This is a genomic window from Nocardia sputi (assembly GCF_023501985.1).
In genome coordinates this window covers 171,845-185,387 of the sequence record NZ_JAMFLC010000016.1, presented here as the reverse complement: position 1 = coordinate 185,387, position 13,543 = coordinate 171,845, and the positions used below count along the sequence as shown (strand labels likewise).

13 protein-coding genes are annotated in these 13,543 nt (G+C 65.8%); 5 read left to right on the top strand and 8 right to left on the bottom strand.

The window, feature by feature from the left end:
- Nucleotides 1-12 precede the first annotated feature (12 nt).
- The gene (locus M8859_RS21740) at nt 13-1,017 is read left to right on the top strand and encodes an alpha/beta hydrolase (RefSeq protein ID WP_240679477.1); all 1,005 of its coding nucleotides are present in this window, start codon (nt 13-15) and stop codon (nt 1,015-1,017) included.
- Nucleotides 1,014-1,205 carry a hypothetical protein gene (locus M8859_RS21735; protein WP_195070899.1) on the top strand — a complete coding sequence of 64 codons (192 nt, stop codon included), beginning with the start codon at nt 1,014-1,016 and terminating at the stop codon, nt 1,203-1,205. The genes M8859_RS21740 and M8859_RS21735 overlap by 4 nt, the downstream gene beginning before the upstream one ends.
- Before the next feature lie 112 nt (nt 1,206-1,317).
- Here M8859_RS21735 and M8859_RS21730 read toward each other — a convergent pair whose 3' ends face one another.
- The 3 genes from M8859_RS21730 to M8859_RS21720 form a co-directional block, all read right to left on the bottom strand.
- Nucleotides 1,318-1,647, bottom strand: a complete 330-nt coding sequence (locus M8859_RS21730; RefSeq protein ID WP_195070794.1) for a DUF3140 domain-containing protein — start codon at nt 1,645-1,647, stop codon at nt 1,318-1,320.
- 18 nt (nt 1,648-1,665) lie between these two features.
- Nucleotides 1,666-1,884 carry a hypervirulence associated TUDOR domain-containing protein gene (locus M8859_RS21725; RefSeq protein ID WP_195139687.1) on the bottom strand — a complete coding sequence of 73 codons (219 nt, stop codon included), beginning with the start codon at nt 1,882-1,884 and terminating at the stop codon, nt 1,666-1,668.
- 181 nt (nt 1,885-2,065) lie between these two features.
- Nucleotides 2,066-2,950 carry an oxygenase MpaB family protein gene (locus tag M8859_RS21720; protein WP_372492932.1) on the bottom strand — a complete coding sequence of 295 codons (885 nt, stop codon included), beginning with the start codon at nt 2,948-2,950 and terminating at the stop codon, nt 2,066-2,068.
- Nucleotides 2,951-3,141: 191 nt separating this feature from the next.
- Between M8859_RS21720 and M8859_RS21715 the strand changes: the two genes are divergently transcribed.
- Complete coding sequence (locus M8859_RS21715) at nt 3,142-4,791, top strand: acyl-CoA synthetase (RefSeq protein ID WP_249644783.1); 1,650 nt, start codon at nt 3,142-3,144, stop codon at nt 4,789-4,791.
- A gap of 69 nt (nt 4,792-4,860) precedes the next feature.
- Here the strand turns inward: M8859_RS21715 and M8859_RS21710 are convergent, their stop codons facing one another.
- The 5 genes from M8859_RS21710 to M8859_RS21690 all read right to left on the bottom strand — a co-directional run bounded on the left by M8859_RS21710 (nt 4,861) and on the right by M8859_RS21690 (nt 12,097).
- Nucleotides 4,861-6,573 (bottom strand): acyl-CoA dehydrogenase family protein, encoded by a 1,713-nt coding sequence (locus M8859_RS21710; RefSeq protein ID WP_159929617.1) that lies wholly within the window; start codon nt 6,571-6,573, stop codon nt 4,861-4,863.
- A gap of 404 nt (nt 6,574-6,977) precedes the next feature.
- Nucleotides 6,978-7,412 carry a hypothetical protein gene (locus M8859_RS21705; protein ID WP_159929581.1) on the bottom strand — a complete coding sequence of 145 codons (435 nt, stop codon included), beginning with the start codon at nt 7,410-7,412 and terminating at the stop codon, nt 6,978-6,980.
- Nucleotides 7,413-8,537: 1,125 nt separating this feature from the next.
- On the bottom strand, nt 8,538-10,112 hold the full coding sequence (locus M8859_RS36920; protein ID WP_308221221.1) for an FHA domain-containing protein: 1,575 nt from the start codon (nt 10,110-10,112) through the stop codon (nt 8,538-8,540).
- Entirely contained in the window at nt 10,109-10,552 is a 444-nt protein-coding gene (locus tag M8859_RS21695) for a hypothetical protein (RefSeq protein ID WP_159929579.1), read from the bottom strand. The genes M8859_RS36920 and M8859_RS21695 overlap by 4 nt, the downstream gene beginning before the upstream one ends.
- 3 nt (nt 10,553-10,555) lie before the next feature.
- Complete coding sequence (locus M8859_RS21690) at nt 10,556-12,097, bottom strand: hypothetical protein (RefSeq protein WP_195070791.1); 1,542 nt, start codon at nt 12,095-12,097, stop codon at nt 10,556-10,558.
- 151 nt (nt 12,098-12,248) lie between these two features.
- Between M8859_RS21690 and M8859_RS21685 the strand changes: the two genes are divergently transcribed.
- Both M8859_RS21685 and M8859_RS21680 read left to right on the top strand, forming a co-directional pair.
- Nucleotides 12,249-12,659, top strand: coding sequence for an Rv3143 family two-component system response regulator (locus M8859_RS21685; RefSeq protein ID WP_236565703.1), 411 nt, complete (start codon nt 12,249-12,251; stop codon nt 12,657-12,659).
- A gap of 480 nt (nt 12,660-13,139) precedes the next feature.
- Nucleotides 13,140-13,520: an NADH-quinone oxidoreductase subunit A gene (locus M8859_RS21680; RefSeq protein WP_159929573.1), complete on the top strand. Its 381-nt coding sequence runs from the start codon at nt 13,140-13,142 to the stop codon at nt 13,518-13,520.
- Nucleotides 13,521-13,543 lie beyond the last annotated feature (23 nt).

Genomic DNA, 13,543 nt, shown 5'->3' with positions numbered 1-13,543 from the left:
TGGAGAGCAGTCATGCGAGGCAAAGTTCCCCTTGGTGTGCGGATTCTAGCCGCACTCTCGACCGAACCGGACTGGGATTCCATCACCCCGGCCCAGGTCATCAATTTGCGCGAAGCGCAGAACCGCAGGCGCAGGTCCGCCCTCGGCAGCTTCGCCACCGGCAAGCCCGACCGTCGCGCGCTGATCACCACACATACACTTCATCTGCCGGGGCGTCGGCTGAGTGCCCGCGTGTACCGGCCCGTGCGGGAAGACTCGGCGCTGCCGCTGATCGCCGCGTTCCACGGCGGCGGATTCATTCTCGGCGCACCGGACCAGGACGACTGGCTCCTCAGCCATCTGGCGGTCGGCTGTCCGGCCGTTGTCGTCTCGGTCGACTATCGGCTGGCACCCGAGCAGCCCGTTCCCGCTCCCATCGAGGACGCCTACGACGCCGTCCCCCGCATCGTCGAAGAGGCCGCCGTATGGGGGGCAGACCCCACGCGGCTCGCCGTGCTGGGCGCCAGCGCGGGAGCTACTCTCGCGGCTCTCACCGCGATCAAAGCCGATGACCTCGGGCTGCCGGTGCGTGCCCAGGTACTGATCAACCCGCAACTGGATTGGACCGAGCAAGTCTTCGAGTACCCGTCGTTCACCGAGAACGCGGACAGCCCAACCGCGACACCGGCCAATTGCCGCGCGGTGCAACGCCTCGCTCTGCCCGAATCCCTCGACCCGCGCACCATTTCGCCATTGCACACCGACAACCTCGCTGGCCTCGCCCCGGCACTCATCCAAGCCGTGGGTACGGATCCGCTGGAAGATCAGGCACCGGCCTATGCCGATCGGCTGCGGCGAGCGGGAGTCGAGGTGACGCTGACCCGTTATCCGGAAGCGGTGCACGCCTTCATGAGTATGCCCGGACTGGTCCCCGCGGCCCGGCCCGCACGCGCTGAGATCCTCGCTCATCTACGCTGCCACCTGCTCGAGCAGGCGGGCAGTGCCGCGACGGGAGCAACGGAGACGGGACGGCGATGACAAGCGTCGTTGCCGATTCCGCTGCGAAAAAAGTGCTGGCGGGGTTGCTGCGCCCGTTCCTGCGCGGTTTCGCCGCCGTTGTCGTCCTGCAGGTCTTCGGCGCCGTCGCGGGGTTGGCGCCGTTGCTCGCGGTCGTCGAACCGGGTCGAACACTGGACTCAGCGACTCCGACGAACGGCAACACCTGATCGAGGATGACTCTCGCTACCCACGACCCCTGCCGTGGATGACATGGAAGCTGCTGCCCATGCAACTCGCCGCTGAACTGACGGAAAGCGAACCGTCAGGCTGGTTCTGCCGTCAGCTTTTCATCGGATCGTGACCCCAGTTCATCAGCGAGTATCGCCAGTTACTGTGCGCGATTTCTCCGGACGGTCGTTGTTCGAGATGGCGGTGCGCATAGCCGACGACTTTGCGCATGTGCGCGTAGTCGTCGTCGGTCGGGTCGGATTTCTCGAGAATTTCCACGATGCGGCGTCCGCTGACGTGCCCGGTGGACTCGCCGCCGCCCTTCGGTTTCTGCCCCACCGAATTGGACTCGCCGGTATCGAGCCACCGACGTAGTTCTTTCGCCGTCATGTTGACGACCTTGTCGAATTGTTTGCGTGTCTCTTCGTCGCCTGTCGCCATAGCGGCTCCGGTTCGATGTCATTCACCGTGCCGACGTAGAGCGTCGGGTTTGTGCACCGCATCACGGCCGCTTTTCGCACTGCGCACGCGATACTGCGGGTCCTCCTCGGATGCCCGGACGGTACGTCCGGCCGCCTCGGTGTCGGAGGTGATCACTTCTTCCACTTCGCCCGCGGTGGTACTGCCGTGACTATTCCATTCGACTTTGTCACCTTTGCTGAACGATTTCTTGCTCATGGTCGATTCCTTGCTCGTTCCCGTTTCAGACGTCGACGTGGTACCCGCGCGACGGCGGAGGAAACTGAGCGCTGATGCGCTACCGCATCGGTTCGGTGTCGGTTCGGGTGGCCGGAGGCGTCCGGTCGAAGGCGCTGCCGCAGCGTGGCGAGTTGTTGTCTGTCACCACTGACAACAGACCTCACACCAGCGGTTTCCCCAGCGAGCGCCGCCTGCGCATGTCGTAGAGATAGGTTTCGAACGGATACAACCGCCAGCGCTCGGGAACCAGCCGTAGCACCAGTCCGATCGAACGCATCGTGAGTTCGAAGACGCGCTGTCGGCGAGGGCTCCAGTCCAGTCCCAGTTCCTCGCGGAATCGCTGGGGAAGAAACCCCGTGGTGAAAAACCGGTTGATCCGCCGGAAAGCCATCCGCTCGATTCGCCGATAAGGCCCCAGATCGACAACTTGGTCGAGCAGATAGGCTCGCACCTCGTCGTCCATCGCGATGCCGGCCAGCTTCGATTCCCAATACTCGGCGAACGCCGCGCGATCGCGCGGCCACAATTCCGGTCGCATCTGTAATGTCGTCCCGAATCGGCTGGCCTCGCAGTACAACTCGTCGGCCAGGTCGTCGTCCACGCGGCCGTAGAGGTAGGTCAAGGAATCGATGGTGCCCCGGTAGAGGCACGCGGCGACCCACAGTTGCAGTTCCGGATCGAAGGCGTTGTACTTCACCGGACTGCCGGGAGCGGAGCGCACATGACGATGCGACGTGTCGACCGCCGCCCGATACGCGGCGCGGTCGTCCTCGGTACCCAGCATCGCCACCGCCAGATAGGTCAGGGTCGTGCGGCCGCGTTTGCGCGGATGCAGAGTGTAGCGCCCGCTGTCGACCGTGCTCTCCACCACGCCGCGGCCGACCGGGGGCGAACTCAGCTGCATGATGACGTTGGCAGGGCCGCCCAGCAGCGCGGCCGGGCCTGCCATATAGCGGCGTCGGCGCCCGAGATCCGGAGCGGAAGGGGTCGGCGAGGGTGCCGACGGTTCAGGACGGGGCATGCCGATCTCCAACGAGGGGCTGATATAAATTACACGTTATTCTCTCATTCTCCCGGGCGGTGGGCAACCCTGAATCACCAGATCAAGTAACCTATCTGTCGTGAATATGTGAATGACTATTCTTGTGGTGCGGTAGGCTCTATCGAGCTGCTGACCCGCCGCGCGGCAGCCGGGACTGGGCCGCGATCATCGAGCGGCGCAACTGGAGGTGTCCGATGACAATGACGTTGCGATCGCCGGTCAGGGCGATCCGGTCGGTGGCCGACTCGGTATCGGCGGCCGTCGTGCTCGCCAAGCGCGGGATGTTCGATCCGGCGCGCCCCGGCGAGACGATTCGTGTGATGCGCGAGGCCTCGGTATACGGCCCGTTCGTCACCGTGCTGGCACATGCCGCACGTCGCAACGGGGCCGCGCCCGCGATCGTCGACGAACGTGGAGCGCTCACCTTCGATCAACTGGACAAGCAGTCGAACGCACTCTCCCGCGGACTGTCCGCCGCCGGCATCGGCCCCGACACCGTGCTCGCCGCATTGTGCCGCGACCACCGTGGGATGGTGCTGACACTGCTGGCAGCCGGAAAGCTGGGCGCTCGTGTGGTGCTGCTGAACACCGGGTTCGCCGGACCGCAGCTCGCCGACGTCGCCGAGCGAGAGAACGTCGGCGCGATCCTGCTCGACAGTGAGTTCATGGACTTGCTCGATGCGATTCCTCCGCGGGTTCCGCGAGTGGCGACCTGGGTGGACGACGCCGACGCCATGGCGGCGGATACGCCGACGATCGACGCGCTCATCTCCGCGAATTCGACTGCCGCACTCCCGCCTCCCCCACGGCCGGGCGGCGTCGTACTCCTGACCAGCGGCACTACCGGTACGCCGAAAGGCGCACCGCGGGAGAAGGTCTCACCGCTGCAATCGGCGCAGTTCCTGCACAGGGTGCCGATGCCGCACGACAACACGATCGTGATGGCGGCGCCGATCTTCCACGGCACCGGCCTGTCGCAGCTCGGTCTCGGCTGGGCATTGGGCAACAAGGTGGTCTTCCAGCAGCGCAAGTTCGATCCCAGGCGAACACTCGCGAACGTCGCCGAGCACCGCGCGGCGACGCTGGTCGTCGTGCCCACGATGCTGCAGCGCATCCTCGATCTAGGATCCGGGGTGCTCGAGCAGTACGACACGCGCTCGCTGAAGGTGATCTTCGCCGCGGGATCGCCGGTCTCCCCGGACCTGAGCAGACGCACCGCCGAAGCCTTCGGTGACGTGCTGTACAACCTCTACGCCTCGACCGAGGTCGCCGTAGCCGCCGTAGCCACCCCGCAGGACATGCGAGTGGCGCCGGGGACCGTCGGCAAACCTCCCGTGGGATGCCGGGTGGCGATCTACGACGCGCAGCGAAAGAGGATCACCACGCCCGGCGAGGTCGGAACCATCTTCGTCTCCAGCGGGCTCAGCTTTTCCGGCTACACCGACGGCCGGCACAAGGAAATCGTCGACGGACTGCTCTCCAGCGGCGACGTCGGCCATTTCGACGCCGACGGCCGATTGTTCATCGACGGCCGCGACGACGACATGATCGTCTCCGGAGGCGAGAACGTCTTTCCGCTGGAGGTGGAGAATCTGCTCGTCGAGCGCGCCGACATCCTCGACGCCGCGGTGGTGGGCGTCGAGGATCGCGACTTCGGCAAACGACTGCGCGCTTTCGTCGTCCCGGCCGAGGGCGCCGAGCGCGACGAGCAAGAGATCAAGGACTACGTCAAGGCGAACCTGGCCCGCCATAAAGTGCCACGCGAGGTGGTGTTCGTCGACGAGCTGCCACGGAACGCCACCGGCAAACTGATGCGTCGCAAACTCGAGGAGACCGACGGATAGGGCTGCCTCGTCGATCTCGCCATCTCTTGCCGGGGCGTCATCCGGGCCACGCCGGGAGGGTGCAGCGAGCTATGGATTCATCTCGAAGACGCCGGCGTGGCTGGTCACCTCGTCGTAGAGGCGTGCTGTCCGCTGCTCATCGATGATCGGTTTGCGCAGCACACTCAGTGCCCAATCCTGCTGGGCAGGGGTCGACGATGCCTTCGAGAACACTCCCAGCGCGTACGCGGAGAAGTCGCGAACGAACACCTCGAAGATCGAATCGATGATGTCCTCCGACGTTCCGATGATGGCGGCTTGTTCGAGGATGAGCTGTCCGTAAGGCAGCAGCGTGAACAACTCCCCTACTGCCAGCTGATAGTCGAGATCCTCGAGCTGAGCCGAGGTGGGCGGCGCCTGCACCGGGAACTGGGTGAACTGCTCGGCCTGCTCGATGAACAGCGCCACATTCGGGAGATGACGGTAGCTCGCGTACGCCGCTCGCCAGTCGGCGAAGCGAACTTTGCTCAACCCGGCGGCGCCCGGTTGCCGGAACAGGGATTCGTCGTCGCCGGGATCACGTCGCACGGGCACAGCAGGCAGTTCCGCCGGATTGAAGAGAAAGTTCGGCATGAATTTCAGAGTGAGCGCCATATTGACATGGGCAGTGCCCTCCAGCCTCGGCATGGAGTCGATGGTGCCGCGCGCCGTCGCGAAGTAGCTGTCCTTCTCGAACCCCCTGGCCGAGATGACATCCGAGAGTTCCCGGAATACACGCTCCGCTTCGCGGGTGACTTTCATCTTGCCGATGGAATTGAACATCACGAAACGGCGATCTTCCGGGGTGGAGCATCGCATGTAGTCGATTGCTCGTTCATGGTAGAGCCGCATGGCATTCATTCGAACGTAGCTGTCGCAGAGGATCTGGCGCACCTGCCCGAAGTCGGTGACCGGGTGGCCGAACAGAATCTTGGCGCTGGCGTGGTTGATCGTCTCGTAGAAACAGTGCTGCACGATCCCGAGCGCGACCATGCCGATGTTGAACTTTCCGCAGTTGACAGCGGCGAGTGCGGAGTCGAATGCCGTGCGGCCCGTGTGCAATACGTCGTCGGCCGACAAGGGATAGTCCACCAGATCATAGGCACTGACGAAGTTCTGGCCGTGGATGACGTTCTTGACCAGCCGGTAGTTCGGGTGCTGACTGTCGACGATGAACCAGACGTACGCGTCGGGACCCGCCGAGTCGGTACGTCTGCCGATGGTCGGCACGATCCTGGCCACGTTCCCATTGCCGATGTAGTACTTGCTCCCGGTCGCCGTGAACCCGCCCGCGCCATCGGGAGTGAGCAGCATATCGGTGGCATAGATGTCGGCGCCGTGATCCTTCTCCGACAGCCCGAATCCGATGACCCCACCGCGGTCGAGCTCCTCGGCGGCACGAAGGTGCGCCTTGACGTTGGCGCTCTGCCAAATGGTGGCGAGACCAAGTGTGGAAACACCCCACGCGTACCAATACTGGGATCCGTAAAAGCCGGTGATCTCGTTGAACCGGGAAATGAACGCCGTGTCCCAGCGTTTGTCCGGATCCGCGCCGGCACTTGCCCGCGGTGTTGCCATGTAGGCGATGATCCGGCTCTCGGCCAGGAACTCCATCCAGTCCTCGTACCACTCCGCCCGGTGAGCGTCGCCGGTGAGCGCCCGCTTGCCCTTCGCTTCGAAGAACTCGACCACCGACCGTAACCGAGCCCTGGTGGCTGGATCGAACTCGTCGAACGTCTCGGTTCTGGGGTTGAACAGGGCCATGGCGACGCCGCCTTCCAAAGTGATGGCAATTGCCATCACATTAGAACTGACGGCAGGTGCCGTCAATCTCTGACCGGTGTCGCCGAGCTTCACAGGAAGAGCGACGCCGAGCGTCGGACCGCGTCAGCGTTGGCCCGAGTGGGCGGCAAAGCCGCCACCAAGGAAATCGCGAGTTACTGGCGAGGCGCCTACGGATTGCAGTTCGACCATGCCGAGAGCACGTTCGCGCCGACCTGGCGCCCCATGCCAGGGCCGAACATCCGCGCGTACCCCGCCTCCCGCCCCGGGCGTCCTCGTAGAGTCGCAAAGATCGCCTGGTCAGAAGCCGCGGAAGTTCATCGACGCCGCCCGGGCCCGCCGCATCGACACCGCCCAGAATTCACGGACGGCTTCGAACGGCCTTGTCACCGACGCGGAGGTTGCCCGCCGCTCGGTTCCGCCGTGGGCACGACGGACGAGCCGACGGCGGCACCATGCGAGCCGTCGACCTCATCGAGAACATGCTGGGCTGAGCCCTCCGCGGCGGACTCACCCCTCCTGGTCGTTCGCAGTCCCCATACTCCTAGGGTTACCGCTATGCCCATGTATTGCAGGTAGGCGGCGACGACCAGCCATCCGCCGTAGTCGTGCAGCCATGCCCGCAATGGCACCAGCGCCGCGACGCCGAGGCAGATCAGGAGTGTGCCCAGCACCAGCGCCGGGATCCGCAGCGGAGCGAGTTGCTCATCGAGGCCACGCACAGACCGCGTCGGGTCCGCGGCATATTTGGGCCGGGGCGTGGCGGCGACACCGCCGTCAACTGTGCCGAACAGGTTTGGTGCATACGCGGGTGTGGCCATAGCGGTCTCCAGGCCGACGTTTCGGTCGACCGAGGTAGCGATTCGGTATAGCAGCTGGCGCAAGGCTATCTATCAGCCATCAATATCGTGGCGGTTATGCAGGTTGGAGGAAAGAGTGACTGCATTACACGAACGCCAGAGCGCGAGCGAGACCAAACCGTTACCTTATGCGCACATTCGCCCGCTACCTCGGCAAACGCACTGAGTGCATAGCAGATGTCGTCCTCACCCCGAGAGGAAAGCTCTCCGTCGAGGTTATCGAACTGATACGTCGCGACCGTTCACCGAGCAGGTTCCGACAGCCCCTCATGGTGGCGGCAGGGCTGGCGCACGGTCAGCAATCAGGTCGTCCGCACCCACATACCGGGGGTCGACTCGATCCGGCCGGCGCGCCGGACGGGGGGCAGAAGCAGCACACCGACGCACCCAGCAGACCGACCCACGATCGCGATCTAAGTCCGGGCACGAGCAGGCGCAGCCGACGATATTTCGGTCAGCGCGCTGTTCGACCTCCCGGCCGCTCAGCCAATGCCCCCGCTGCGATCAGGTGAAGGGACGCGAATGCCGGTCAAGGTTTCCGTCGACCCGTATCACCACCAAACGTCGATCCTGCGGTTGCGCGCCCGCCGGGTGATGCAGCCGGAAACCGACAGACGTGAACAGCGGCAAGCTGGAACAAGATACCGGAGTTCACAATTCGCATGACCATCGCTATGCGTATACGTATACTGCGCGTATGTTTGATCCCCTCAGCCTCGTAGTCGGTGCCGGCCTTGTCGGTGTCGGCTGGGTTTGTGGTCGGTTCGGGCGTCGGCGAGTCCGGTCGGGGGAGAAACTTCCCGCGCGTTGCGGCTGCGGTCACGATCTGGCGCTGCACGACCGTGCCACAGGAACTTGTCACGCCGAGATCTCTCGAAAGGGCACGCACGGCTTGCGGGAGTGGGTCGGTTGCCACTGCCGCCGCTACACCGGCCCGACTCCGCTGGAGGAAGTGTTCTCCTCGCCGATCCTCCCGCCGGAGTCCTGAACGGGCAGGCCGGCGACACGTCGCGGACGAGGTCGGTCTCGGCCTCGACTTTCGTTCCGGTGGCCCCCCGGCATCGGACGCGCCGCTGGGCGATACGGCTACAGCTGACCGTGCTGGGAGTCGAAGGTCATGACCCGCCCGCCCAGCTGGACCTGGGTGCCCGGTGCGAGGGTGACCGGATGGCCGGGAACCGCACGGACCCAGTCCTGGCGGCCGGGGTGGCGGATGTGGGTGCCGTTGGTGGAACCGCCGTCGACGACCGTGACGTCCCAGTCGACGAGGCGGATCTCCGCGTGCGCTCGCGACATCCCGCCAGAGCTGTCCTCCAGCCGCACCGGGCGCGCACCGCGGGCGACCGCCTCGGAATGCTCCGGCTCGCGACCGAGTACGCAGTCGCTGTCCAGGACGAACGATGTGCCGTCGTCCAACAGCAGCACCCCCAGCGGCGGGCGCACCCCCGGGCTCAGCACGCAGGTGAGCTGATCCATTCGGATGCCGCAGACCGCGCAGAACGACACCCGCGGGTCGTTGTGATGGTGGCGGGCGCATTGGAAGCCCGGCACGATCACGCGGTGCCCCAGTGCGTTGGAACCGGTGGACCCGAGCGCGTCCGCGACGACATCGGCGTTCGGTACCACCGTCTCGGCGAGGTTCGCGTCGTTGGCGATCGCGTAATCCCGATCGATGCGGTGCGCCGGTCGCGCCGGACCCGGGTTCGGTCCCGGTGGCGCCACCGGTGTCCCGCCTTCGCGTGGCGTCACACGCCGCGCCGACGCCTGGAGATCGACTTCCGTTGCGGCGTCGCCGGATTCCTCGCCCTTGCGCAGGCTCGGCACCCGTGGCGGCTGCGGTACCGGCTCCTGCTCGGAACCCGGCCGCGCACCGGGACGCTGCGGATCCGGCGTTGCCTGCGGTCCGGGGACCCGATGCGGTGGCGGCGCCGGTTCCGAGAGCGGAGGTGGCTCCGCGCCGGGAGGGGGTTCGGACGCAGGCCGTGCCTCGACGTGCTGCGCCGGCCGTCGCGGTTCGGGTGCCCCCTCCCGTGCCGATCGCACCCGAGGCTCGGCTTGTGCGGATCCGGCATCAGGTTGTCGCACCGACTCGGTGACACTGTCGCTCACCGGTCGGCCACCGATTGCCTCCGCGATGGCTCCTGGCCACAGCACCGCGCCCGACCCCGGTGCGGTCCCCTCACCGAGCGCGCAGATTCCGCGGCCCGGCAGGGACTCCGCGGTCCACCCCGCCTCATCCACGAACAAACCCGCACCGCTGCCGGGCGCGGGCGTCACCATGCGGTCGACGGTGAATCCGGCGTCCCGGCCGCGCAGTACCTCGGTGCGGCCGGGACCTGCCAGGACGGCGGTGACCCCGCCGTGCAGGAACACCGCCAGGCCGTTGTCCAGGGGCGTGATCACCCCGAATTCGACCTCGTCCTCCTCGCCGTTGGACAGGCTCATAAGCCAGGTCGTGGCCAGCCGCGCCACCGCGCGCCCGCTGTGGCGCCGCTCGCGCGCGACGGCTTCTCGCACGATGTCCAGCAACGCCGACATCGTGCGGGCAGCCACCGTGTCCACGGTGACGGCGCCGTCGCCCCGATGCGCGACGACCATGACTACGCCACCCACACTCGCCACCAGATGGGCGCCCGGCAACACCTCGATCTGCGCGCTCACAGGAACCTGCCACCTTGGAAACGCCACCGGTGGAACACCACCCGCATCGGCCCGTTCACGATGAGCCAGAAGACGATCCACGTGAGGACGAACTGGATTCCGAACGCGGTGAGCGACGGACGCAGATGTTCGGGCAGCACCACGGTGGTGTAGCGCACGAGGACCCACATCAGCGCCCCCTCGTTGAGGATGGTGACGAAACCGAACAAGGTCGGCCAGTCCTTTTCCCAGCGGAACTGCTGCAAGAAATGGTAGAGCAATTCCCAGAGCACACCGACCAGAACGGTCGCCAGGAGCACCGACAACGTCACCCGGTAAGCCTGGCCGATGCTCAACGAGCCGGTCGGCAGCGCGGGTGTGATGATCAGCGCGACGAAGAAGCCGATCACGCTCAGCGCGAGAAGACGGGTCTGGATTCGCCCGTTCAGGGTAGGAAGCATCGCTCAGATCTTCTTGTTCGTAACCCACAGCCACCATTGCCGCGTCGAGCGCAGCGGCCCCATTCTCCGGCAGAGCCCGACCGCGGCGAGATCGTCGGCGATCTCCTGCGCCGCGATCTGCAAGCCGAGAAAGGTGTCCACCCCGACGAACGGCCCGCCGAGCGTCGCGCTGCCGGAGGCGTACATCCGTCCGGCGCCGCTGCGGGTGCCGATCAGCTCGAATGTCGTGTCCACGTCCAGCCTGCCGAGCGGATTGCGTCCTGCGCCGGTGTGGTCGAGCAGGTCGGCCAGCAGCCGGTGCTCACGGATGTCGGCTTCCAGCCCTGTGCAGTCGATGATGTAGTCGACGGTCGTGTCGAACGGTTGCGTCGGCGGCGGAAACGGCAGCGGCGCATTGGTGTCCGGAAGGATCGTCGCGACAACGCCTTGCCGCCCGCCGGCGGGACGCGGGGCTCGCATCGTTCCAGCCATCACCTGGTACCACCCCTCCCGGCGGCCACGGCGCAACTGTTCCTGCCAGTTGTCCCTGATCGGGGTGTTGGTGCCCGAGATCTCCTTGTACGCCCGCGCGCGATCTTCGCCTTGCAGGCGGCGCACTTTCTGCTTGAGCTGACCGCCCCACACCGACTTCGGATAGTTGAAACCCTGGTAGGCCCATCCGTCACCGCCCTTGCGCCTGCTGAAGATGTTCTTGCCGTGTGAGCCGGAGATATACGTGCGGAACAGGTGCAGGATCCGGGTGTCGAGGCGGTACTTGTCCCGGTCGTCGATCAGCCGTTGCAGGACGCGGCTGGCCACGATCCCGCTGCCGCGGATCAGCACGGTGCCCGGCCGCCGCTGCAGCGCCTGGTAGACGTGCTCGTGCGGCTCGTAGGCGTTGACCACGCGTGTCGGGTCACGATGGGTTTCCCGGTATTCCTGCAAGTCCGGCAACAGCTTCAGCCCCGGGTAACCCACGGCCACATGGACATACGTGCTGCGGAAGGCCACGCGCTTGGTCGGTGTCGAGCCCGTCGGCGGGGTGAGGATGGTGAAGTATCCGCCGCCGTGGCGTCTGCGCACCATGCGAACGTGACCGCGGTGCAGCGAGCGAGCGTAGTCGATGCGATGGAACTCCCGCTCCATGGCGGCGAACGCCTGACCCGCCCGCGGCGTGTAGTAATTGGCGAAGATCGGCTCGACGAAGACGTTCCACAGCGGCTTGATCGACTTGTCCGCGACGGCCTCCCGCACGGCGTAGGAGGGGAAGCCCCAGATGTTGTCCGGCGTCGAGGCCGAGTCGCTGCGCAGGCGCTCGCCGCGCGGAATCTGCGAGACCCTGGTCAGGTATTCGTAGGAGGCCCACGGGTGCTCCTGCGGACCGAGCACGGCCATCGCCTCCGCGGGCACGCCGAAGATCCGGAGCGTGTCGTAGGTGACGAACGACCCGATGCCGCTGCCGATGGTCACGAACGGTACGTCGATCACCGGAATCCCGGTGTTGCCAAGCATTTCATCGGTCCACACGTCGGTATCGACGAGGGCCTGCGTGATGTCTCCCCGCATTGGGCGGACTCTACCGGCAGATTCTTACCAACTGCTTGTCGTCGGCTTTGCCCGCACGGCCCGCGCCGGTGACACGCACCGCACGACGCGCGGGGACGATCTGCGCCGAACCTGCCACGCGGCCCACCTCCGTGGACGTACCATGCCGTTCGTGGCCGATTCCACTCGTTCCACCCCGCTGCGGGTTCTCGTGTACAGCAACGACGCCGACACCAGGCGCCAGGTGATCCAGGCCTTGGGCAAGCGTCCGCACCCGGAGCTACCGCCGTTCGAGTACCTCGAGGTGGCCACCGCCCCCGTGGTGATCGCGCAGATGGATGCCGGCGGTATAGACCTCGCCGTGCTCGACGGCGAGGCGACCCCGGCCGGTGGACTCGGCATCGCCAAGCAGTTGAAGGACGAAGTCGATCCGTGCCCGCCGCTTCTGGTGCTCACGGGCCGGCCGGACGACGCATGGTTGGCCAGCTGGTCCCGAGCGGAGGCCGCGGTAGCTCATCCCATCGATCCGCTTCGGCTCACCGAGGCCGTCGTCGCGCTGCTGCGCAGCCGCTCCGCGGCTTGATCACCGCCGACCACCATCGACCACGCTATTCATAGCGATCATGAATTAGTACGACCCGGCCTGCGACCGCGGTTCGACCGGCAAGGAACGAGCCCGGAGTTTCCGACCCATCGACTTGTCGATCCTCGCCCAGCTGTCGCCGATTCCGACTTTGAGCCCGCTCGGGACCACATGTGACGTCGCGATGCCCGACACTTCGGGCCATCCAACTGACCGTTCACCCAACTTCTTGCGCGGCCCGCACGGATTACCGCCGTTTCGGTCATAAATCCTTGTACTGAATTCGATCAAACACCGTCGCCAAACGCGCTGCGGGCCGCCCGTTCGGTTGTAGGCTGTGCCCTACCTCACATGGGAGCGGATCAAGTAATGACCGGTCCCGGTGAAGCCGAGGGGCGAGTCCGGCCGAGGCGGACAACGACGTCAGCCCGCCTCGGACGCTGTTGTCAGCCGCAGCTCGCAAGGAGGGGAAGTGCAGTCGTGAATATCGAGGTGCCGACGCTCGTACTCGGCGCGATCGCGGCGGCGTTCGCGCTGTTCTCCATCGTCCTATCGGCCCTGGTCGGCCCGAAGCGGCACAACCGGGCGAAGCTGGAACCCTACGAATGCGGTATCGAACCCACGCCGCATTCCGTGGCCGGCGGGCCGGGAAATGTTACGGGACAACGCTTCCCGGTGAAGTACTACCTCACCGCGATGCTGTTCATCATCTTCGACATCGAGATCGTGTTCCTCTACCCGTGGGCTGTCCACTTCGATGCGCTCGGTCTCTTCGGTCTCACCGCGATGGCGTTGTTCATCTTCAACGTCTCGGTGGCCTACGCCTACGAATGGCGGCGCGGCGGGCTCAGCTGGGACTGAGCGCCGCGCAGCCGAGGTCGTAG